The following is a 22,021-nucleotide window of genomic DNA, read 5'->3' as shown; positions in this document are numbered from 1 at the left end:
AGTGAAGGATTGAAAACACTCAAAAACCATCAGTCGATCAGTCGAGAGTGTCATGCCCGTCGAGCCCCTGGATTCCATTGTTGCCGGATCGAACTGTTTGCTTGTGTCGGCGGCTGACACGTTTGGCAAAGGCGCGGTCCAGCAGAAACCGGCCTCTCGCAGAATCTGGAAAGTGTGCTCCGATCTTTTTCAGCTGGGTCGTTGCATCAAGGCGTTGCCGGAGCTGACCCAGTACCGGGATTACCGGTCCTTTTCAATGGCGTTTTGCGCCGAGCTGCACCATGGAAAGGTCTCTGTAAAAGGCTCGCCGGCCGGTCAGGACATAGCCCGCCATCTCAACCGATTGCCCACCCATTATAGAAAGGACCCGGGTTTGCCGGGCAAGGGGCAGGGGTTGCGTCTGCTGGATGACAAGCACACTGTGTTTTATGTGCAGCCCACACCTGCGGCCGCAGCGGTGTTCAAGAGCAGCCGGCCCCAGGTCCCTGCGCAGACCAATCCTGGGCGCTCTCATTTCGGGCAGGTCAGCGGTATCTACACCACACAGGAAGGTGGACAGTTTCGCCTGGTGGACCAGCAGCTTTTCCGTTTTGAACCGAAAACTCTCTCGTGGCTGGCCGACAAAGACACGCAGGCTTACGGGCGTATTGGTCTGACCCGTGAAGGGGCGCTGATGAAAGTGTCGCTGGGTGTCAGCGACATGAGTGTTGAAGGTGACACCGAGGTAAGGCTTGCACCTGTCATAGACGGAGGCACTCTTCAACTCCGGCACTCTGTGCAAGGCTGCAGCCGGTGGCTTGCACCCGTCAGTGAATCAGGCGAAACCTTGCAGATCGCGCATATCGGTTTGACCGGGGATATCCTTTACGCCTCGACTCCGGAAGGCGAGTTACTGCGCGGGGACTTGTGCACGGCCGATCACGGCTGCTTGAAAATGGTCCATGTGGGGATAGACGAACTTGAAGGCTGGCATCGGGGAGCGGTGAGCTTCAAGGGCTTCATGCATGACGATGATGGACAACTCAATGCCTTGCTGCTTGATCCGCACAAGCAACTCCACAGCACTGTGCTCACGGATAAACGACCTTTGCTGCCGGGCTGGAATCTCAGTGATGTGATGCTCAAGGTGATTGAAAAAGGGCTGCCGGAACCCGGGTTACAGGCACTGGCCGGTGCGATTGAACTGGGGCAGCGCGGCAAGGTTGCACTGGAGGGGCGCAGACTGTGGTCGTGGGACCCATCAGGGCAACGTTGGGACCCGAGTGATCAGGTCGATGTCGAGCATCTCGGGCGTGGCCTCGATGGTCGTGCTTATGTGTTGCAAGCAGGGCAGTTGAAGGCTCTGGCCACCCATAAAAGTCGTGAACCGCTGTACATGGGGGCCAGTTATGACTTGGCGCCCCTGAACCCGGCGCGTACCACCATTAGCCTCGATGAGGTCATGGCGGGTGACGCGCAGCGCACCATCAGCGGTTTCGCGGTGGAAAATGGCAGGCGCTTCGTGAGCCTTGGCAGTGATAATCGGCTGCACACCCATATTGATGGCGTTGATACGCCCCTCGAGTTCAAGAACCCGAAAGCCATACAGGCATTGGCGCTGGATCATCACGCCCATTTATATGCCCACTCCCGGGCGGGTGAATTGCTGCGGCTTGATAAAGCGGATTGGCAAGGCGCTGCCTCGTCAGAGGTTGCCTGGGTGCATATGGCGCTGCCAGACAATGAACGCTTGAAATCGCTGCACATGGGCGCGGGCAAACACCTGGTTGCCAGTTGGGGGGAGAACAGCCCGCAACTGAACCTCTGGAACGAGCGTTACAGGCAATTGCAGGACTCGACTGCAGGTGCTCTGCAATGGGTGCCGTTGACTTCAGCCTCCAGCCCCCGCGAGCCCTCTTTGAAAACGACCTTAAGCAGCGGAGAAATAAAAGGCAGCCTCTGGGGAGTGCCCTGGGTCTTGACCTCAGGTTTTCTCGGCCATAAAACCGAAGGCATCGACCCTGACAGAGGCCTGCTGGAGGGACTCGGAGCGCATTTCAAACCTTTGGAGGGCTTGAGGAATATGGGGCTCGATATTCAGCATCGCTTCAAGGGGCGTGCAGGGCTTGAAGGGCTTTACGCTGCTGACAGGGCTTTGCGCGGGCAGCTTGATCGGCTGGCGAGCAGTCAGCCACCGGCCCTGGACATACGGTCGCGGCTTGAGTCCTTGAGCGACAGTCACGCAATACAGAAGGTGGTGAGCGATCTTGAACGTGCGCTTGCGTTGCTTGAAGCAAACAGCTTTTCACTGGCGTCCAGACTGGGCGATCTGCACGGTCTGAAGGTCGTTCCCGAGATGAATCAGGTTGCCAGCAGCCCGCGGCAGTCAGCATCTAGCCTTTACCGGATGCGCCAGGCGTTCGACAACGTGTGGCCTTCGACGTCCAACATGACGGCTGCCTTGCTGCGCAGTTATGACGCGCAGGGGCTTGTCCTTTCCAAGTGGAACCCGGGTGACTCTCGCGATTTGAAAAACCCGACGGCGCTGATTGAGAGCGACCTGATTCATCATGCGCAGGTCCTTGCGCAACTGAGTCAGCTCGTGACCCTACTGGAAGGAGGCGACTCCGAAAAATCGGCGGTTGCCGAGGCGTTGGGCGTAATCATGCAGCGTTACCATGACCATCCGGTGCATAAAAAGACCTGTCAAAACATCAACGGTTTTGAACAGGCCGAGACCCTTTACCACAACTTCAAATTATTGGCCAAAGACCTGGGTACGCCGGGCTCGGCCCTGAATTTTCATATGGCGCGCATGTTGGGCCTGGAGCGGGAGCTGGGGGTCAAAGAAGTGTTGATGCAACACCTCCAGCAATCCGGCAGTGGTCAGTCCATCACACCGAGCCGCGAAAAATGCATGGGATTCGGCTTGCTGATGTATGGCATTCCCAGGGCCCCTTTTCTTGATTTCACGGTCGGCATTTCGAAGGCAAAGGCTAACGCGGTGACGATCAGCCGAACCGACAGTGGGGCCAATATTGAGATCAGGACGAACACGGTTTTGGGGGGCAAGGCCGCCGTGGGCGTTGGTAAATTACTCTCGCCGCTGGAGGGGAGCCTCGGGGGTGGAGTCCGGGTCGGAGCAGAGGCTGCCGTTGCTGTTGCACGTGATACAAGCGCCAGCGTCAACTTTTCAGTGAAAGAAGCCGATTTCCCGAAAATGATGGAAATTCTCCTGGGGAGGGTGGAGATGTCTACGACCTGCTGGATCTCGGGGTGCAACATACGTCGGGCAGCAGTTCGAAAACCAGTGTGGACTCAGGTCTCTCTGTGCTCGTGCAAGGTCGTGGTCACTTTAAGGTTCTGGAAGGTACCGGGGGGCTGGAAAGTCTCATGCGGATGGCTGCCGGTGCGGGCGCGAACCTCAACCTGGCTCATTGGGACAGCAGCCGTGCTGTGACTCAAGGGTTGACCCAGATGACTCGGAGCAAGGGCGGCGACTTTCAACTGTTCAATAAGGGCGGTATTACTCTGGGTGCTGCGCCGTTCAATACCCTGACGGGCAGCGATGTCGGAGCGAACGGTGCTTACATTGGCGGGGTGACGGCTCCCGATATTTCGTTCACGGTCAGTTTTGACCGGACGATAACGCACGCTTTCAGCTTTACCTTCAAACAACAGACAGTGATTGAACAGGCGACGATCAATGAGCTGACTCAGACATGGGCACGATCCTCAACTCCGTTCAAACAAGGTTTACGGGCTCTCCCGCAGATGGAGGACGGTATAGGCGAACAACTGAACAGACTTCAGCGCCTGTTCGATAGCTTGCCGGTGCCTGCGGGGCATACCGAAGAGCAGCATGCACTCAAGCAGCAATTGCAGGATCTGCTCCAGCAGCATCGCTTGTCCCAAGAGGGCCGACGTGCGCTGACGGCCATTGAAAGTACAGTGTCCTATGTGGGCTTGAAGGGTGACGGGCAATACGCCTGGATGGACGATGCCGCACCGGCGAACAAAGCGGCTATTGTCAGGTTGTTCAAGGCGCAGCCGCTGCTGGCGCTCATGCTCAAAGACCTGGCTGGCAGCAAGGGGCTCTCGGTGAGTATCGGGCTGGAGGTCAAGCCGGATGTGCTGCGCATGATCGAAACCCGCGTTGCCGACGCCCGGGATGCCCAGCATGAGGTGGAGCGGGCATTGAAGAATAAAGATAACCTGCGGATCAAAACCCTGAGTGTGAATTACAAGGCCAGCCGCACCCACAGCATGGGATTACCCTTGCCCGTGCTCAGTTTCTCAAGCACAGCCTCACTCGGTCATGCACACAAAATGCTGAACACGGCCTTTGTCTACGGGGCGGACCCTGATGTACCCCTGTCCATGACTGACAGCAGTGTATTAACTGCCTCCGAACCTGCGGAGCTGAATCCCGAATGGCGGGACCAGAAAGTGCGGGACTACCGCAGGCCGGAATTCTGACGGGCTGATAAAACTCGCGACTTCCGGCCTGTCAGGTATTCAGTCGGGCCTGCACAGCAGCAAGCGGGTATCACTGACCTGCTGAATAAACCCTGTCACCCATTGGCAAAAAATCTCTTCCGTCATAAACGCCACAGGGCATTGCGCGCATAAGCGCAGCTCATCATTCTCATCGAGCGCCAGCCAGCAACCGAGCAGTTTGTCGGGTTGAAAGTTGAGTTTGAGTAACTCGCGGTATCGATCAGGGGCATGCAGCGCCCCCCCAATGGCGCAGTGCAGGAGTGCATGGCTGTTGTGGGGTGAAAACTCGATGACACACATCTCCTGGTTCTGGCTATTGAACAGGGCGCACACGCCATTGTCCGGTTGCAAGTCGGTTTTAAGGTGCTGGCCCAAGGCCGCGAACAGTTGCTGTGATACGGATGAGTCGTTATTCATGTGCCCCGTCTCGGTGGATAGTCAGATTCGAACGGCGGGCTAGCGCTGCAGTGACAGAACCTGGTGGTCAGGCGGGCTGTCGTGGGTGTCCGTTTCGATGCGCATATGGGGCGGCCACCAGATCACCAGTGCTTCGGCACTGGATTGCGGGCGAGCACATGAGTCACCGCGGCAATGGGGTGTTGTACAGCCTTGAAGAAGCACGACGAGACCAGCAGTCATGACCGCAGACGTCAGTCGGATCATGGGGTGATACTCCGTGCAGGCCCAAGCAGTGACGGGCGTGGAGCCCCCACGGGCTCGTGGTTTTCGCGGGGGCGGGAAGCAATGAAAACCTCGGCTTTTTCTCCTGGTGCCAGCCACGCCCTGGGCCAGACACTCACGGCAAGGGTTTGCTCACTGTTGCACTCGCTTTCATCAATACGAACCCGGTCTTTGCTTTGGTTATGCAGGACGAGCACGGCCACGCTGAAGTGCTGGCCCTCGTACCATTGGCTGGTCACCGGATCAACACTCAGCGAGTCCGGCACTTTGCATAATGCGCCTGTCGGGATGGGGATCGGCACGGCCGTGAAGTGCTTGGGAACCTGGCCAGTCACCAGGTGAGCCAGGGCAGAGGCTACATCGTTGCGTTTGATGACGGGCGACTGGGCATGGCGGCGCGCCAGCGGCATGAGCGCATGTTCCAGAGACGCCTGGTCTACTGGCGGCAGGTAGCGGGAAGGATTGATCTGATCACCCACCAGCCGGGGGGTCAAAATGAACAACCGCTCGCGACGGTTTTCAGCGCGGTTTGAGGATGAAAAAAGCAGCTTGCCCAAGAAGGGAATATCGCCCAGTAGCGGTACTTTGTTAAGACGGCTGACGTCTTCGGCTACGTGAAAACCGCCAATCACCAGCGACTGTTTCTCGGCAATAACGGCCTGGGTACTGATTTTTCCTTTTCTGACATCGGGGGTCGGCGTGCCCGCGTTATCCGCAGTGGCAAAATTGCCGTCCTCGATGTCGATGATCAAGTGAACCTGGTTCGCACCGTTGGTCGTGATCACGCGTGGTATGGCTTGAAGGCTGGTGCCCGCCGTTACGGGCAGGATATTGGCAACCCCATCGCCCACGGCCTGAATATATTGCGTGCGATTGAAATCGATGACGGCGGGCTGATTCTCCAGCGTCATGATTGACGGATTGGACACCATTGTCGCCAGTCCGCGGTCTTCCAGTGCCCTGATGTCAGCCGTGAACCGGTCAAGGTTTCTGATGAAAAGACGCGAAGACGTGCCGGATGTAAGGGTGTTGATATCTGCCTGGAAACGGCTGCTGTTCAATCCCCATTTCATGCCCAGCTCCTTGAGCTGAGTGCGATCGATATCGAGAATGATCGCGTCGATTTCTACCAGGTTACGGGCCACATCAAGCTTGGCTATTAGCGTTTGATACAGCGCATGACGCTGCGGTGAGTCGTAAATCAGCACGCTGTTATTGCGTACATCGGCTTCCACCCGAATGCGGCTTCCGCCTGCGGGCGCGAAGGCACCCAGCACGGGGCTGAGATCTGTCAGAGCGGTGGGCAAACTGTTTGAACGCGGGCTGTTCAAGGATTGGGGGGCGGGCTCAGAACCGGACGACTTTGATGAAGGAGGGGCGAGCAGGCCACGCAACAGGTTGGCGATACCGGGAACCGTCAGCGTTGTGCCGCGGTAATCGATATGACGATCGGCTGCGTTGGCAAACTGCAACGGGAACGTCAACACGCTCTGTTTGTCGATGGGCTCGGGGCGTTTGCGACTGAACTGTTTAATGTGCTCGATATAGCGTTTTGGACCCGAAACCAGTACCACGCCGATATCGGGCAGCTCGCCCCAGCCGAAGCGCTCGTCCAGCAGACCGATGTTCAGCAGGGCCTGCTTCAAATCAGCAATGGCATCATCAGCGACTTCAAGTCGTGCTGACGTTTGTTCGTTGATTGAGCTGATGTATAGCGTGTTGCTGTAGACGAACCACTGGAAGCGGTGTTCCAGCGCCAATCTGTCCAGCAAGTCCAGAAGTGTTTCGGAGCGGATCTTGCCGTTCACCGTCCCCTCCAGCAGCCCGTCAATTTGCAGCTGGAGGCCGACGGTGTGCGCGAAGTCATGGAGAAAATCGCCTACTGCGCGATGTGTGGCTTCATGGGCATAGGGAGTTCTTTTCCAATCCTCGGGAGCGGCGGCCATGACCTGCGGTATCAGCAACAGGGCAAGTAGCAGCGCGATAATGTGCCAGGAAAATTTGAAACGTGTCATGGGCATGCAGAAGTCTCTGTGCATCTGTCAGGGGGCCGTGCGTGAAGTGAGTGCCGGACAAGCAACGTTCGGCGAGCATTGATCGCCAGGCACTGCACTGGTTGAGCAGCGCACCGAGGTGCGTGAACAGCCTGTCGCAGCGGTCACAGGTCATCCACTGAACCAGCCAGAGCTGGCCGGTCATCGGGTCTTGGGCAAGCGCACCTTGCCAGGGCGGAAGACGGTTCTCGCCCGCGTGAAGCCATGTCTCCAGCAACGCGTATTCGGGGCTCCGATGAATCAGCTGTACGCGCAGCATCACACCGCCCTTGGGACGTTGGCGGGAGATCGCTTGATCATTGTGATGCAGGGCAAGGCAGCGTTTACCGGTACCAAGCCAGTCCAGTCCAGGATGACGGCTCGCACTTCATTGCACGGCATCAATAATGGCTTTGGTCAGGCTGTGCTTGAATTTGGTTTGTTCGGTGATCGAAAAGCTGGCACTGGCCATTTTTCGAGAGGCATCAAGAAAATGGATCATGTCCTCGAGGGTGCCCTGATTATTTTGGGTAATCTCATCCATGTTTTTTTGGGCCAGGCCATAGCGGTAGTCAATTCGGCGCTGGATGCTCTCGAACGAAGCCATAGTTATTCCACCAGAGTAATGTTGATTACTCTGTGGCGGGCAGTGCCTGAACGGTTCCATGAGTGCTGACGGGTAACTGCAAGGCTTCAAGGGCCGTGGGCCAGTCAATGCGCAGGTCGCCCTGGGCGGTGACCAGTACCAACATCCGGGGGGCCAGACGCTCATCACTTTGCAGTTGCCAGAGAGCGTCGTTCCGGCGGCTCAACCATCTCTGGACATCCGCAGCCGCTTGCGGATGGCAACGCAGCGTTGCGCTTACAGGCGGGCAGTGAGCGCGAAGCAACTGTGCAAGCAAGGCTGCAATCTGTGCGTCTGGCGGCACGTCATTGAGCAATAGCTGCAAGGCTTGATTGACCAGCGATGTAGCGCACGACTCCAAGGCTTCGCAGATGCACGCATGTTCCATTTGCCAGCGACTCAATTGGGCGTTTGCCTGTTGCCAAAATTCGCACCGGGCCTGCTCAAGCTGCGCCTCGGATATTTTTTGGGTTGTGCTGAGCAGTTCGTCTGCCCGGGCTCGGGCGTGGGCCAGTACCTCATGGGCCTGCCCACAATCGATGAGGTCTTGCCGGGTAATCAAGGTGAGCGGCAATCCGGGAGCGCCCGGTCGCAGTTCAATCTTGCGTCGAGAGAGCATGATCTTGAGCCTTTGTGTGAACTGTCGTCAGGTCCTGCGAGGGAAGGTTGGCGCGCCAGACGACAGCCTGCCAAAGCGCCTGTAGCTTGATCGGGCTAATGGTGAGTGAAAGGGGCGGGCTTTGCTCGAGCGCTTTCACGCGTGGGCAGTCAAAGCCCAGCCGTATGCGCTGCCATATTGGCGGTTCAACCCAGGCCTGCAACAGTTGCAATGCATCGTCGGTTTGTCTCAGCCATGCGTGGGGTTGCAGCGCTTTGGCAAGCCGCAGGCACCAACGTTGTTGCTCGGTATTCAAACGGCTTGGGAGCAGGGGACGGCACGTGTGGTTGACCAGCGCCAGGATAAAATCCCGCTGAGCCGGCTGAGCAAGGGCGATATGAAGTACGACAGGATTTGGCTTGCAGGGCAGGCAGGGGGGGATGGCGAAGGCCTTGCCCAGATCAACGTGAGGGTGGAGCAACAGGGTTTGAGCCTGCTCGACAGACAAACCGGGGAACGCGCAGGAGAGCCAGTCAGGATGTGCATGGCGCCAGCCATCCGCCCACCACCGGGCCCAGTTCAAGGCGTCTCTCATGGCGTATGACGCCCGTTTTTTGCCACGCGCCTGTCACGCAGGGATATGAGCTTTTTCAGCCCGAAAAACAGGCCGGTCAGGATCAGCGGCAGTCCCAGCAGACTGCCGATAAAGGTTTTTTTCCATGCGTCGAGGTTCTGCACGGGCACCAGGAACGGGCCGAAGTAAGCCAGTTGCCGGGCGTCTTTGTAAGCGGTGGAGGTGACGAACACCGTGGTGATTTTTTGCGGATCATCCAGAGCAGAAACCATGCCCGGAAGGCTGCCGGCAACCATACGCCGCACGCGAGGCTGGACACTGTCAGGGTCAAGCCGTGCGTCATGCTTGATGAACACCGAGGCCGATGCCGGTTGTACCGGCTCTCCCGGTGCGACTCGTTCAGGCAGTACTACGTGCACCCGGGCAATGATGACACCGTCAATTTTGGACAGCGTGGCTTCGAGCTCTTGTGAGAGCGCATAGATATAACGAGCGCGCTCCTCCAGCGGAGTGGAAATGAGTCCTTCCTTGCGAAAGATATCGCCCAGGGATGAGCGGGGTGTTCTGGGCAGTCCGGCGGCTGTCAGTGCATGCACGGCCCGGCTGATATCCTGCGCATTGACGTGTATTGAGACACCGTTCTTGGTGGGGATTTTTTGTGCCGGGATCTGTGTGTCGGCAAGTGCCGCCATGACTTCATTCGCTTGTGGTTCGGAGAGTTGACGGTGAAGCTCTATGCGCTCGCCGCAACCTGTGATGAACAATAGGCACAGGCAAAGCACGCATCTGAACAGGCCCTGCAGCATGCGGCTACCTAAGAAAGAGTGGTCAGTTTTTCGATTGCTTGCGACGTTTTGCTGACGATCTTGGCGGTCAGGACTGTTTCGAGATGAAATGCCGACATCGCGCGGGTCGATTTGATCATGTCCATCGGGTCGGTACTCTTGCTCACGTCTTGCAGGCGCCTGGCGGCCAGATTCGACAGTTCCTGCAGAAACTCGGAACGCTGGCTCAGTGAAGGGGAGACAGAGTGCCCTGGGTACAGAGGCAAGCCTGTTTCAGGCCCGGGCATGCCCAGGGAGGCGTTGAACCAGTTGATGTCGGTGGTCTCCGGGCCTTGGCCTGGCGACGAAGACGTCATGGACGGAGTCACGGGCAGTCGGGGATGGAGATTGACGTTCATATAACACCTCAAGCAACGGCGGTCAGAGCGGCGCGTTGAAACGTAGACAGGGACAAAGTCGTTAGCCCGGTCTTCGGCTGAAGGCCCCACCGCCAGGGTGGGGCACTGTCCAGCGGTCAGTAGCGTATTTCTTTGGCAGAACTGCTAACGGTGTTGGAGGCTTTGTTTGCAGAGTCAACGAAGCCGGACAGAATGGCGTTGTTCGTATCGGTGCGCATTTTGCTTTGAGCGGCTTTGGACTGCATCTCGGTCATTCTGGCCGCCAGCTCGTCCTGTTCTTTAAGCGCCTTCAAGCTCGCCTGTTCGGACTTGTTATTAGGCGGCGGAGTGAGAGGCTTTATAGGCAAGATATTGTTAAGGATATTTAGAAGCATCATGAATCTCCGGTTTTTCGGGGGGCATCAGTACGTGATCTGATTGTTTTTATAGGGCTGTATTGGCATGGACTCAGCCAGTGAGGCTTTGGTACGTGAAGCGGCAGTATCGACGGCGTTGTTTATTGCGCCTTTTGCGAGACTGCCAAGGGTGTCGACAACCGTGTTGACTATTGGCAAGACAATAGGTGCCAATAACGAAAGTGCACCAATCATGGAAATACCTCCAACGCAGAATAAAGAATCTTGGATTAACCGGCCGGTTCAGTGTCTGTGTGGTACACCTTGATCAGTCAGTTCCAGCAGGTATGTGTTATGAAATTTCCAATTGTTTCATTCGGTGGTAGAGCGTTCGCCTAGCAATGCCGAGCTCAAGTACCACCGCTTCTATACTGTGAAGGTTTCGCCGTAAAGAGTCTTCGATAAGCAGTTTTTCTATTTGTTGTAAGCGCGTTTTTAATTTGACCTCCTGCTCTTCCCCTGTGGCGGTATATGCCGAAATAGGCGTCAATCCCAATACCAGTCGTTTTGCAACAGCACGTAACTCCCGGATATTGCCTGGCCAATCATGGCAAATAAGTTGTTGAAGTAAGGCGGTACTTGGAAGAGGGGGCGACGAGTTGAAATAATGGGCCTCTCGTTGAACGAGACTCATGAACAGGGGAATGATCTGCTCACGCCGCTCGCGCAAGGGTGGCAGGTGCAGGCTGACCACATTCAGCCGAAAGTAGAGGTCGCGCCTGAACTTGCCCTAGGCCACCATTTCCGGGAGCGAAGATTGAGCGGACGCGATGACCCGCATGTCTACGGGGATGAACCGGGTCGATCCAAGGCGTTCTACCCCCCGTGTCTCCAGTACCCGCAACAGCTTGGCTTGCAGGGTCAAGGGCATGCTGTCGATCTCGTCGAGATACAGGGTGCCCCTGTGAGAAGCCTCAATGAAGCCTGCCCGGGTTTGCACCGCACCGGTAAATGCCCCGTGGGTGACACCAAACAGTTGGCTTTCCGCCAGGCTTTCAGGGATGGCTGCGCAGTTTATGGCAATGTAATGACCGGGGCGGCCTGACAATAAATGGACTTTTTCTGCCAGTGTATCCTTGCCTGTACCCGTCTCGCCGTGTAGCAACATATCGACTTTTAGTCTTGCTGTGCTCTTGACGGCTGTATCGAGCTCTGGGTCTTCAAATTGATAGGGTTCGTAAGTGCCATCATGTTGACGGGAAGACGCCATTGTTCTTGCTCCAACATTGTGTTCTCTCTAAATGGTTATATGCGCCACACATGACTTCAGAGATGAGAGAGGCATAGAGGTACTCTCTATGGGACGCCGCCAAAGGCAGCGTATTATTTCGGGGACGACGGTGTGGACGGCTTAAGTAGACAGGAAGTTACAGTGTTTGTCATGGGGGGTAACTTTGTGCTGGGCGGGTTGGCTAGGATTTTAGATGTTTATATATTTATGTCTGTGGCGGATTTATTTCAAATGTCGGGGGCTATCTTTTTTTGATGTAGGTACGGTCTTAAGTCTTAAGTGGTTTTGAGTAAAGTGCAGGTGTATGCCCCTATGACAAAGACTTTTTTGTTTTTGATACGTCTTCACGTCACCGGAAGAGCACATTATTTTTTACAAAGTGCTCCGGGGGGGGTACCAGCAGTCGATGGCCGGCATCCATTCAGGGCCGCTCACCAAGGCTTATGCGATGAGGGGGGCACATGCGCAGGATTATGGTGAGGGCACCCTTGTCCTGCGCATGACATCATTTGACGGTGGTAGCCATTTTCTTTGCTTCGTTTTCTGTGATGAAACCAAAGGTCAGAAGGGTGTTTTCAACGGTACTCAAATGTTGCAGGCAGAGTTGCCAAGGCGCCGAGACGGCGTCTGCCAGTTCGTTGCTGGATACCGTAATAAGGACTGGTTTTTCGCTCTCCTTGGCAATAGACGCGCAACCTGAAGCTACGTTCGCCAAACGCTGGTGCAATGAGGCGGGTGCTGGTCCTTCTTCCTTGCGCAAGGCATCGGCGAATGCCTCACCGAACAGCAGGGAGCTGGCATACAAGCGTACGGCGTGGCGCTCGTAACGACTGGCAATGTCTTTGACCTCACGTGATACGAAGCGTCCGCGCAAGGTCCAGCGCGCAGTGTTGCGTGCCATGCTGATACCGTTTTCCAGGGCAATCAGGCTGTCGTGAGCCCGCGAGAACACTTGCACCGCATTTTGTGCCTTGGGGGCATTTTGTTCTTCCAGCGCCTGCAGGCTTTTGCCAAACCCGCTGGCGAGCTTTTCCAGCAGGTCTTTGGCAGAGCTATCAATAATGCCAATGGGATTGGGGGTCAGCAGTACCTGGCTGAACACTAACCCGACTGACGCGCCCACCACCACATCGAGCATTCGCACCACACCGGCGCTTTCAGGTCCTACAGCCAGCATCAGCACTGCTGAAACACCGGCCTGGATCGGTACCACGGGCGCCAGGCCATAGAGCGCGGCGATAGAGATTGCAAAGAATGTGGCAAAGCCAATGCGCAACAGGGGATAGGCATCCGGGAGCCACAAGGCGGCTTCACCCACGATGATCCCGGTGGCCACGCCCAGCATCAGGCCAATGGCCTGCTTGCCATGACTTGGCAGGCCAGGGGCGAGGCACACCACGGCGCTGATCGCAGCAAATACAGGGTGTGGGTGACCAAAAAGATACTTGGCGAGCACCCAGGCCAATGTGGCAGCGATGGCTGAGGCCAAGGCGTCACGCCATGCAGTGGACCAACGAAAGGACAGTCGCTCAATCAGTGGCAAGGTGAAGCGATTGATGAACAGCTTGCTGAGCATTGAAACTCCCGGTCAGTCAGCCTGATGGCATTGATACTTACCATAGACCGTTTGTCCGGGTGAGCGTTTAGCTTTTTGGTGGACCCACTAATTGTTTTTGTCGGTGATTATATGGAAGGCTCTGGCTCCGGATTCACCGGGCGGGTGCTTCAGGATGGTATTGATGGCAGGCAAAAAAAAACCGCGCCTGGGCGCGGTTTTTATACGTGTGGTGTCTTACACGTTGAAGCGGAAGTGCAGGACATCGCCGTCTTTAACGATGTATTCCTTGCCTTCCAGACGCCATTTACCGGCAGTTTTAGCGCCCGCTTCACCGTTGTACTGGATGAAGTCGTCGTAGGCGATGACTTCGGCCCGGATGAAGCCTTTTTCGAAGTCAGTGTGAATCACGGCAGCAGCCTGAGGTGCAGTAGCACCGACTTTGACTGTCCATGCGCGGACTTCTTTTACGCCTGCAGTGAAGTAGGTCTGCAGGTTGAGCATTTGGTAGCCGGCGCGGATCACGCGGTTCAGGCCTGGTTCTTCAAGGCCCAGGGCCTCAAGGAACATGTCCTTCTCTTCGCCTTCTTCCAGTTCGGCAATTTCAGCCTCGATCTTGTTGCAGACCGGAACGACCATTGCGCCTTCTTCTTCGGCAATGGCCATGACCACGTCGAGGAACGGGTTGTTCTCGAAGCCGTCTTCAGCCACGTTGGCGATGTACATGACAGGCTTGGTGGTCAGCAGGTGGAAGCCACGAACAATGGCTTTCTCATCAGCGGACATGCTCTTGATCAGGCTGCGAGCCGGCTTGCCTTCAGTGAAGTGGGCAATCAGCTGCTCCAGCAGGGCTTTCTGAGCCACTGCATCTTTGTCGCCGCCCTTGGCGTTGCGCGCCACTTTCTGCAGTTGCTTTTCGCAGCTGTCGAGGTCAGCGAAGATCAGCTCAAGGTCGATGATCTCGATGTCGCGCTTAGGGTCGACGCTGTTGGAAACGTGAATCACGTTTTCATCTTCAAAGCAGCGAACGACGTGAGCGATAGCATCGGTCTCACGGATGTTGGCCAAAAACTTGTTGCCCAGACCTTCGCCTTTCGATGCACCTGCTACCAGGCCGGCAATATCGACGAACTCCATGGTGGTTGGCAATACGCGTTCGGGCTTAACGATGGCAGCCAGTGCATCCAGGCGTGGGTCGGGCATCGGCACGATACCGGTATTCGGTTCGATCGTGCAGAAGGGGAAGTTCTCAGCCGCAATACCGGATTTGGTCAGGGCGTTGAACAGGGTGGACTTGCCGACGTTAGGCAGGCCGACGATGCCGCAATTGAATCCCATGGTGTTTCCCCTCGGATAAAGAGTCAGGCCTTCTGGCTGTGCAGGTTTTTCATCGCACGGTTCCATTCCCCGGCGAGGATATCCGGCAGCACGCCGAGGGCAAAATCGATGCTGGCATCCAGTTTTTCCTGTTCGGCGCGTGGCGCACGACCCAGAACAAAGTTGGATACCATGCTGGCGACGCCCGGGTGGCCAATGCCAAGCCGCAGACGGTGAAAGGTGTTCTGGTTCCCCAGCTGAGCGATGATGTCGCGCAGCCCGTTATGACCTCCATGCCCGCCGCCTTGCTTGAGCTTGGCAACACCGGGAGGGAGATCGAGTTCGTCGTGGGCCACCAATATGGCTTCAGGTGCAATCCGGTAGAAACCGGCAAGCGCCGCAACGGCCTGGCCGCTTCGGTTCATATAGGTGGTGGGAATCAGCAAACGAACATCCTGACCCTGGTGACTGAAACGCCCGGTCAGGCCAAAGAATTTGCGCTCGGCGACGAGGTTGACCCCGTTTGCCGATGCGAGACGCTCAACAAAAAGGGCCCCTGCGTTATGCCGGGTCTGTTCGTATTCGGTGCCTGGATTTCCCAGGCCAACGATCAGTTGTATGGCGGTCACGACAAGGGCCCTTCTATGGAGTTGTGGATAACATCGCCACTAACGCTTAGCGGCGAAAACTGACGAAAAAGCGGGTTTACCGTTGAGTAAACTTCGCGATCTTGTCCGCTTTACTCGCTGCGCGTTAGCTCGCGATGTTTCTCATAACCCCGACGTGCAGAGTAATGAATTACTCTGCAGCGCCTTCTGCTTCTGGAGCAACACGTGGAGCGTGAACGTTGGCTACAGCCAGGTCGTTACCGTGTGCCAGAGCTACGAACTCAACGCCTTTAGGAGCGGTGATGTCCGACAGGTGAATGATCGAGCCGACTTCAGCGTTAGCCAGGTCAACTTCGATGAATTCAGGCAGGTCTTTTGGCAGGCAGGAAACTTCGATTTCTGCAACAACGTGCGAGATCTCGCCGCCTTTCTTGATCGGAGCAGCTTCACCGATGAAGTGAACTGGAACGATTGCAGTCAGCTTTTGACCAGCAACAACGCGTACGAAGTCAGCGTGCATCACGTGGCCTTTGGCCGGGTGACGCTGCAGAGCTTTGATGATTACGTTTTGCTTGGTGCCGCCAACGGTCAGTTCGATAACGTGGCTGTAAGCAGCTTCGTTTTCGAGCAGTTTGGCTACTTCTTTGGCCATCAGGCTGATGGATTCAGGGGCTTTCTCGCCACCGTAAACTACAGCTGGAACCAGGCTTGCGAGACGACGCAGGCGGCGGCTCGCACCTTTCCCCAGGTCGGAACGCACTTCAGCATTCAGGGTAAAATCGTTCATGTTGTATCTCCAAAATAACCACATCCGGCCTAGCGTTTGCGACCAGCGCTATGGACGGTATGGGCAAAAAAGCCCCGCCCCAACAGGCTGCTGGGGCGGGGCGCTTTTCGTCATCGGGATGTCAGATAAAGGCAGGGCCCTTATCGGAACATCGCGCTGATCGATTCTTCGTTGCTGATGCGGCGAACCGCTTCAGCCACAACCGGTGCGATATCCAGTTGACGGATACGCGAACAGGCTTGTGCGGCAGCGGACAGCGGAATGGTGTTAGTCACCACCAGCTCATCCAGCATGGAATTTTCGATATTCTCAATTGCCCGACCCGACAGCACAGGGTGTGTGCAGTAGGCGAACACTTTGGAAGCACCATGCTCTTTCAAGGCTTTAGCCGCGTGGCACAGAGTGCCGGCGGTATCGACCATGTCATCAACCAGGATACAGGTACGCCCTTCGACATCACCGATGATATGCATCACTTCCGAGTGATTGGCTTTCTCGCGGCGCTTGTCGATGATACCCAGATCAACGCCCAAGGACTTGGCAACGGCACGTGCACGCACGACGCCACCGATATCCGGGGACACGATCATAAGGTTTTCAAAGCGTTGATCTTCGATGTCATCCACCAATACAGGGGAGCCATAGATGTTATCTACAGGAATATCGAAGAAGCCCTGGATCTGGTCAGCATGCAAATCAACCGTGAGAACACGATCGATGCCGACTACGGTAAGCATGTCAGCAACAACTTTTGCGCTGATAGCCACACGTGCGGAACGCGGACGGCGATCCTGACGGGCATAACCAAAGTAGGGAATAACAGCAGTAATACGAGTCGCTGAGGAGCGGCGGAAGGCATCAGCCATCACGACGAGTTCCATCAGGTTATCGTTGGTCGGAGCACAAGTCGGCTGAATGATGAAAACGTCTTTACCGCGGACATTTTCATTAATCTCAGCGGTAATCTCGCCGTCGGAAAACTTGCCGACAGAAATGTCACCGAGTGGGATATGCAGCTGACGTACGACACGCCGAGCCAGATCGGGGTTAGCGTTCCCCGTAAAGACCATCATCTTGGACACGCGCAGTACCTGAAGGCTGAGGGTAACCTGGATGAGTATAAGAAATGGCAGGGGCGGCTGGATTCGAACCAACGCATGGCAGGATCAAAACCTGCTGCCTTACCGCTTGGCGACGCCCCTGTATCTATTGCTACGAGTACCGTGTACCCGTTTCCTTTGACAGTTCTTGCAGCTTGCGATGCAACATCGAGACGTTGCTTCCTTTTGCTACAAACCCTGTAAGGGTGTCTGTCAGAAGGTGCAGCACTTTATCAGCATCTGCTTCGTTTGGGAAGGCCCCAAATATACAACTTCCAGTTCCAGTCAACTTTGCTTCGGTATATTTACCTAACAAATTCAAAGCGTTACGTACTTCTGGATAACGCTCCTTAACTACTGCTTCGCAGTCGTTTCGGCTGTTTCCCTTGGGAACGGGGCGCACTTTAATGGGCAAAGAGTCACGTGTCAACAACGGATCTGAAAATATTTCTGCAGTACTTACAGATACTTGCGGTACAAGGACCAGATACCAGGGTTCTTCGGGCTCTGCCGGTGTCAGGATTTCGCCCACGCCTTCGGCGAAAGCCGCGTGTCCACGGACGAAGACGGGAACGTCGGCCCCCAGTTGCAAGCCCAGTGCCGCCAACTGATCATCACTCCAGTTCAGTTGCCAGAGATGGTTGAGTGCCAGCAGTGTGGTGGCGGCATTCGAGCTGCCGCCACCGATTCCGCCGCCCATGGGCAGGATTTTTTTGATCCGGATGTCGATGCCAAGCGGGCAGCCCGATTGTTGCTGAAGTTGCCTGGCAGCTTTCACGATCAGGTTCTGCTCGTGAGGAACGCCGGGGAATTCGGTATGCAGGCAAATGACTCCGTCTTCACGCACGGCAAAGGTTATTTCATCGCCGTAATCGAGAAATTGAAACAGGGTTTGCAGCTCATGATAGCCGTCCTCTCGACGGCCAAGGATGTGCAGCATCAAGTTCAGTTTCGCCGGAGAGGGCAGTGTCAGTGGATTTTTTGACGGCGTGTGTTGCATGTCATTGTCCCAGCAGGCGAGGTTGCCAGTCTTTTACAACCAGTGTGACGTCAAGGTCGGTGCCGTGAAGCTTGACCCGCTGTGGCAGCCAGAAGCCGTTTTGTTCGACGTAGCTCAGATATTCAATTTTCCAGCCATCCTGTTCCAGGTTGGCCAGGCGGCTATCGGCATTCAATGTCACGCGGCTTTTGCTGCCGGGGGCAGGCAGTCCGCGTACCCACCAGACCAAGTGTGACACTGGCAGGCTCCAGCCCAATTGTTCGCCGAGCAACTCTTCGGGCGTAGTGGCTTCGTAACGGCCCTGATTGGCGACTTCGAGACTGACATTTCCCGGGCGACCGAGCAGTCGGGCAGCGCCCCGACCCAGCGGGCCGGACAGGCGAATATCGTAATAATCCTGGCGTTGCAACCAGAACAGCGTGGCGCTGCCGGAGTCTTTAGGGGCGCGAATCCCGACTTTACCGTTGATTTGCCAGCCGTCGAGTTGGGTCAATTGCTGTTTGTGGGTTGACCACAGTGCCTGACTGCCGTGGCCTTCAATCGATTCGCGGGCGCCAAAACCAGCACAGCCAGCGAGCACGGCGATCAGGCTGATAACAATAAGGTGTCGCAGGTGACGATAAAACATCATTTAAAGAGTCTCGGATCCGGTCAGGCGCAAAACGGTTTTACGCAGGAGAGGGCTGTCGGGGTTTTCTTTAAGAAACCTGGCCCAGATTTTCTTGGCTTCACGCTGGTTGCCTTTGGCCCATAGGACCTCGCCCAGGTGCGCGGCGACCTCCTGGTCCGGGAAGCGTTCCAGGGCCTGACGCAGCAGGCGCTCGGCTTCATCCAGATTGCCAAGGTGGAAATTCACCCAGCCCAGACTGTCGAGAATGGCCGGGTCTTCCGGGTTTAGCTCATAGGCTTGCTGGATCAGCACTTTTGCTTCGGCGTAGCGGTTCGTGCGATCAGAAAGCGTATAACCCAGCGCGTTCAAGGCCATGGCATTGTCGGGTTCGCGCTGGATGATGGCGCGCAAATCCTGTTCCATTTGCTTGAGGTCGTTACGTTTCTCGGCGAGCATGGCCCGCGAATAGAGCAGGCTCAGTTCGTCAGGGTAGAGCTTCAGTGCTTGCTGCAGGACGCTCCAAGCCGGCTCGGTCTGGTTATTTGCCGAGAGTGTTTCTGCTTCTATCAAATACAACTGAATAGCGTAATCAGGTTGAGCGTCGCGTGCGGCTGCCAGTTTTTTTGACGCTTCGGCGCTGCGACCATGGCTGATCAGAATGTCGGCCTGGCGCAATTGGGCGGGCAGGTAGTCATTACCCGGGCCTACCAGTGCGTACTGGTTCAATGCACCTTGCGGATCATTTCGCTCTTCGGCAATACGACCGAGATTCAGGTGGGCCGCGTCAACATGGCTGTCGCGATCGATCAGCTCTTGCAGATAGCCTTCGGCCTCGTCCCAGTCCTTGCTTTCAAGCGTGACCAGTGCCAGAGAGAAGCGCAGTTCATCGTCTTCAGGGTATTGCTGTACCAAACTGGCGAACTGAACTTTGGCATCGGCTATGCGATTTTGCTCGATCAGGGTCCGGGCATAGGTCAGCCCCAGGCGCTTGTCATCGGGATATTGGCGAATGCTCTTTTGCAGCAAAGGCAGGGCCTCGTCGCCCCGATTGAGCGTTTGCAGCAGTCGGGCCCGCAGGAGTACAGGCGCCACCTCGCCATCTTGTGGCGGGTTTTTCTCCAGTAGTTTCAATGCGCCTTCGGCGTCACCGTCCTGCTGCATCAGCAAGGCCTTGCCGAAGATCAGTTGGCCGTTGTCCGGGTTTTTCGCCAGCAGGCGGTCAAAGCTTTGTTGCAGTCCGGCTCGGGCTTCGGCATCTGTTTCGGATGCCGACAGGGCGAGGAAGTCGAAGTGGGTATCGCCTTTGGCTTGCAGGACTTTTTCCATATAGGTCATGGATTCGTCGTAGCGACCATTGCGTGCCAACTGGATTGCCGCGGCGCGCTGGGCTTCAAGATCACTCGGCGCGTTTTTGGCCCAGATCAGCGAAGTATCCAGTGCCGCCTGGTCGGCGCCCAGGTACTCGGCAATACGCAGGGCTCGTTCGGCGATACCCGGATCCTGGGTGTTGATCGCCTGGGTCACGTAATTGTCCAGAGCAATGTCCAGGCGATTACGTTGGCCGGCCAGCTCGGCACTCAGCAGGCTGAACAGCGTTTCTTCGCTGAACGAGCCATAGACCGTTGGCTTTTCCGGTGCTGGAGTGACCTCTTCGACCGGTGACGAGTCATCCGCAGACGTGGGAGGCAAGGCTTGGCAACCACTGAGGAGCGCAAGGACGAGGAGCAACGCGGAGGATTTATTCATATAGGAGAAGGGCGACTTACCTGCGGTCGGAGCATCATGACACATGCGGTGGCGCAGACCCTAGCAGGTGCGACCATCGATATTCGAGTCTGATGAGATTGGATAAGAGGGGTTCGACAGACATTAACTATAGAGACAATAGTCAGCAATGGTTGTTCTCACTCTAGCGAAGTAGGACAATTGTCGGCTTCTCGTCATCATCAGCGATCTTGAATGGCCTTCCTCGCACTCGGTATCAACCACAAGACTGCTTCAGTAGACGTCCGCGAGCGCGTGGCTTTTACTCCCGAACAGTTGGTTGAAGCCTTGCAACAGCTCTGCCGACTGACTGACAGCCGCGAAGCTGCGATTCTGTCTACCTGCAATCGCAGCGAGCTTTATATCGAGCAGGAACAGCTTTCGGCTGACTGCGTGCTGCAATGGCTGGCCGATTATCACAGTTTGAGTCTCGATGAACTGCGTGCCTGCGCGTACATCCATGAGGATGATGCTGCCGTTCGTCACATGATGCGCGTGGCTTCCGGGCTGGATTCACTGGTGCTGGGCGAACCGCAAATTCTTGGCCAGATGAAGTCGGCCTATGCGGTGGCGCGTGAAGCCGGCACCGTTGGACCTTTGCTGGGGCGCTTGTTTCAAGCCACCTTCAATTCGGCCAAACAGGTGCGCACCGACACGGCCATTGGCGAAAACCCGGTTTCGGTAGCGTTTGCGGCGGTGAGCCTGGCCAAACAGATTTTCAGTGACTTGCAACGAAGCCAGGCATTGCTGATTGGCGCCGGCGAGACGATTACCCTGGTTGCCCGTCATTTGCATGAGCTTGGGGTCAAGCGCATCGTTGTCGCTAACCGTACGCTGGAACGCGCAAGCAGCCTGGCCGAACAGTTCGGGGCTCATGCGGTATTACTGTCGGACATTCCTCAAGAGCTGGTTCACAGCGATATCGTGATCAGCTCCACTGCCAGCCAGTTACCGATCCTCGGTAAAGGCGCGGTTGAAAGCGCATTAAAGCTGCGCAAGCACAAACCCATTTTCATGGTCGACATCGCTGTTCCGCGGGATATCGAGCCAGAAGTCGGCGAGTTGGACGACGTTTACCTTTATACCGTCGATGACTTGCACGAGGTCGTTGCTGAAAACCTCAAGAGCCGCCAGGGCGCTGCGCAAGCGGCTGAAGAACTGGTGAGCATTGGCGCAGACGACTTCATGGTGCGTTTGCGGGAGTTGGCGGCTGTCGATGTGCTTAAGGCCTATCGTCAACAAAGCGAACGGTTACGCGATGACGAGCTGCAAAAGGCCCTGCGGATGCTGAACAACGGCAGTAACCCTCAGGATGTGCTGGTACAGCTGGCACGTGGCCTGACCAATAAATTGCTGCACGCACCCAGCGTGCAACTGAAAAAGCTTTCCGCCGAAGGCCGCCTCGATGCGCTGGCCATGGCCCAAGAACTTTTTGCCCTCGGTGAGGGCTCATCGGATAGCTCTGCGGATAAAAAATAGTA

General features: G+C 56.3%; 20 protein-coding genes, 1 tRNA gene and 2 pseudogenes. 3 read left to right on the top strand and 20 right to left on the bottom strand.

Features of this window, described 5'->3' with window-relative positions:
• Positions 1-52: 52 nt before the first annotated feature.
• Together DQN55_RS18310 and DQN55_RS22500 are read left to right on the top strand one after the other, a co-directional pair.
• A pseudogene (locus DQN55_RS18310) lies at positions 53-3,154 on the top strand (AvrE-family type 3 secretion system effector); the annotation flags it as partial.
• Positions 3,155-3,255: 101 nt separating this feature from the next.
• Positions 3,256-4,458, top strand: coding sequence for an AvrE-family type 3 secretion system effector (locus DQN55_RS22500; protein ID WP_331851769.1), 1,203 nt, complete (start codon positions 3,256-3,258; stop codon positions 4,456-4,458).
• 39 nt (positions 4,459-4,497) lie between these two features.
• On the opposite strand, the gene DQN55_RS18305 is transcribed toward DQN55_RS22500, so the two are convergent.
• The 20 genes and pseudogenes from DQN55_RS18305 to DQN55_RS18210 all read right to left on the bottom strand — a co-directional run bounded on the left by DQN55_RS18305 (position 4,498) and on the right by DQN55_RS18210 (position 20,522).
• Positions 4,498-4,896: a type III secretion system chaperone gene (locus DQN55_RS18305; RefSeq protein ID WP_048378511.1), complete on the bottom strand. Its 399-nt coding sequence runs from the start codon at positions 4,894-4,896 to the stop codon at positions 4,498-4,500.
• A gap of 39 nt (positions 4,897-4,935) precedes the next feature.
• The gene (hrpT, locus tag DQN55_RS18300; protein WP_048378512.1) at positions 4,936-5,142 is read right to left on the bottom strand and encodes an HrpT family type III secretion system protein; all 207 of its coding nucleotides are present in this window, start codon (positions 5,140-5,142) and stop codon (positions 4,936-4,938) included.
• The gene (gene sctC / locus DQN55_RS18295; protein ID WP_048378513.1) at positions 5,139-7,181 is read right to left on the bottom strand and encodes a type III secretion system outer membrane ring subunit SctC; all 2,043 of its coding nucleotides are present in this window, start codon (positions 7,179-7,181) and stop codon (positions 5,139-5,141) included. The genes hrpT and sctC overlap by 4 nt, the downstream gene beginning before the upstream one ends.
• Before the next feature lie 400 nt (positions 7,182-7,581).
• Complete coding sequence (locus DQN55_RS18290; RefSeq protein WP_048378514.1) at positions 7,582-7,800, bottom strand: type III secretion protein HrpF; 219 nt, start codon at positions 7,798-7,800, stop codon at positions 7,582-7,584.
• Between the two features lie 25 nt (positions 7,801-7,825).
• Positions 7,826-8,437: a type III secretion system stator protein SctL gene (gene sctL / locus DQN55_RS18285; protein ID WP_048378515.1), complete on the bottom strand. Its 612-nt coding sequence runs from the start codon at positions 8,435-8,437 to the stop codon at positions 7,826-7,828.
• On the bottom strand, positions 8,415-9,011 hold the full coding sequence (locus DQN55_RS18280) for a hypothetical protein (protein ID WP_048378516.1): 597 nt from the start codon (positions 9,009-9,011) through the stop codon (positions 8,415-8,417). The genes sctL and DQN55_RS18280 overlap by 23 nt, the downstream gene beginning before the upstream one ends.
• Complete coding sequence (gene sctJ / locus DQN55_RS18275; RefSeq protein WP_048378517.1) at positions 9,008-9,796, bottom strand: type III secretion system inner membrane ring lipoprotein SctJ; 789 nt, start codon at positions 9,794-9,796, stop codon at positions 9,008-9,010. Before sctJ ends, DQN55_RS18280 begins: the two co-directional genes overlap by 4 nt.
• Positions 9,797-9,804: 8 nt before the next feature.
• The gene (sctI, locus tag DQN55_RS18270) at positions 9,805-10,173 is read right to left on the bottom strand and encodes a type III secretion system inner rod subunit SctI (protein WP_048378518.1); all 369 of its coding nucleotides are present in this window, start codon (positions 10,171-10,173) and stop codon (positions 9,805-9,807) included.
• Between the two features lie 116 nt (positions 10,174-10,289).
• Positions 10,290-10,550 (bottom strand): type III secretion system major pilin HrpA, encoded by a 261-nt coding sequence (locus tag DQN55_RS18265; protein WP_082150722.1) that lies wholly within the window; start codon positions 10,548-10,550, stop codon positions 10,290-10,292.
• A gap of 24 nt (positions 10,551-10,574) precedes the next feature.
• Positions 10,575-10,763: a hypothetical protein gene (locus tag DQN55_RS18260; protein ID WP_048378520.1), complete on the bottom strand. Its 189-nt coding sequence runs from the start codon at positions 10,761-10,763 to the stop codon at positions 10,575-10,577.
• A 97-nt stretch (positions 10,764-10,860) separates the two neighbouring features.
• Positions 10,861-11,778 (bottom strand): annotated as a pseudogene (locus DQN55_RS18255) (sigma 54-interacting transcriptional regulator).
• 526 nt (positions 11,779-12,304) lie between these two features.
• On the bottom strand, positions 12,305-13,375 hold the full coding sequence (locus tag DQN55_RS18250) for an FUSC family protein (protein WP_048378521.1): 1,071 nt from the start codon (positions 13,373-13,375) through the stop codon (positions 12,305-12,307).
• 216 nt (positions 13,376-13,591) lie between these two features.
• Positions 13,592-14,692, bottom strand: a complete 1,101-nt coding sequence (gene ychF, locus DQN55_RS18245) for a redox-regulated ATPase YchF (protein ID WP_048378522.1) — start codon at positions 14,690-14,692, stop codon at positions 13,592-13,594.
• Positions 14,693-14,715: 23 nt separating this feature from the next.
• Positions 14,716-15,300, bottom strand: a complete 585-nt coding sequence (pth, locus tag DQN55_RS18240) for an aminoacyl-tRNA hydrolase (RefSeq protein WP_048378523.1) — start codon at positions 15,298-15,300, stop codon at positions 14,716-14,718.
• Between the two features lie 169 nt (positions 15,301-15,469).
• Positions 15,470-16,066 carry a 50S ribosomal protein L25/general stress protein Ctc gene (locus DQN55_RS18235; protein ID WP_048378524.1) on the bottom strand — a complete coding sequence of 199 codons (597 nt, stop codon included), beginning with the start codon at positions 16,064-16,066 and terminating at the stop codon, positions 15,470-15,472.
• 140 nt (positions 16,067-16,206) lie between these two features.
• On the bottom strand, positions 16,207-17,148 hold the full coding sequence (locus DQN55_RS18230; RefSeq protein ID WP_019825119.1) for a ribose-phosphate pyrophosphokinase: 942 nt from the start codon (positions 17,146-17,148) through the stop codon (positions 16,207-16,209).
• 45 nt (positions 17,149-17,193) lie between these two features.
• Positions 17,194-17,268, bottom strand: a tRNA-Gln gene (locus tag DQN55_RS18225).
• A gap of 10 nt (positions 17,269-17,278) precedes the next feature.
• A complete protein-coding gene (gene ispE / locus DQN55_RS18220; RefSeq protein ID WP_048378525.1) occupies positions 17,279-18,166 on the bottom strand; it encodes a 4-(cytidine 5'-diphospho)-2-C-methyl-D-erythritol kinase in 888 nt (295 codons plus the stop codon).
• Position 18,167: 1 nt separating this feature from the next.
• On the bottom strand, positions 18,168-18,794 hold the full coding sequence (gene lolB / locus DQN55_RS18215) for a lipoprotein insertase outer membrane protein LolB (RefSeq protein WP_048379540.1): 627 nt from the start codon (positions 18,792-18,794) through the stop codon (positions 18,168-18,170).
• 3 nt (positions 18,795-18,797) lie between these two features.
• Positions 18,798-20,522 carry a tetratricopeptide repeat protein gene (locus DQN55_RS18210; protein WP_048378526.1) on the bottom strand — a complete coding sequence of 575 codons (1,725 nt, stop codon included), beginning with the start codon at positions 20,520-20,522 and terminating at the stop codon, positions 18,798-18,800.
• A 213-nt stretch (positions 20,523-20,735) separates the two neighbouring features.
• Here DQN55_RS18210 and hemA point away from each other — a divergent pair, with 213 nt between their 5' ends.
• On the top strand, positions 20,736-22,019 hold the full coding sequence (hemA, locus tag DQN55_RS18205; protein ID WP_048378527.1) for a glutamyl-tRNA reductase: 1,284 nt from the start codon (positions 20,736-20,738) through the stop codon (positions 22,017-22,019).
• The last annotated feature ends 2 nt before the right edge of the window (positions 22,020-22,021 follow it).

It is taken from the genome of Pseudomonas taetrolens (assembly GCF_900475285.1).
Classification (GTDB): Bacteria; Pseudomonadota; Gammaproteobacteria; order Pseudomonadales; family Pseudomonadaceae; genus Aquipseudomonas; species Aquipseudomonas taetrolens.
This window is presented reverse-complemented; position numbering and strand designations above follow the sequence as displayed.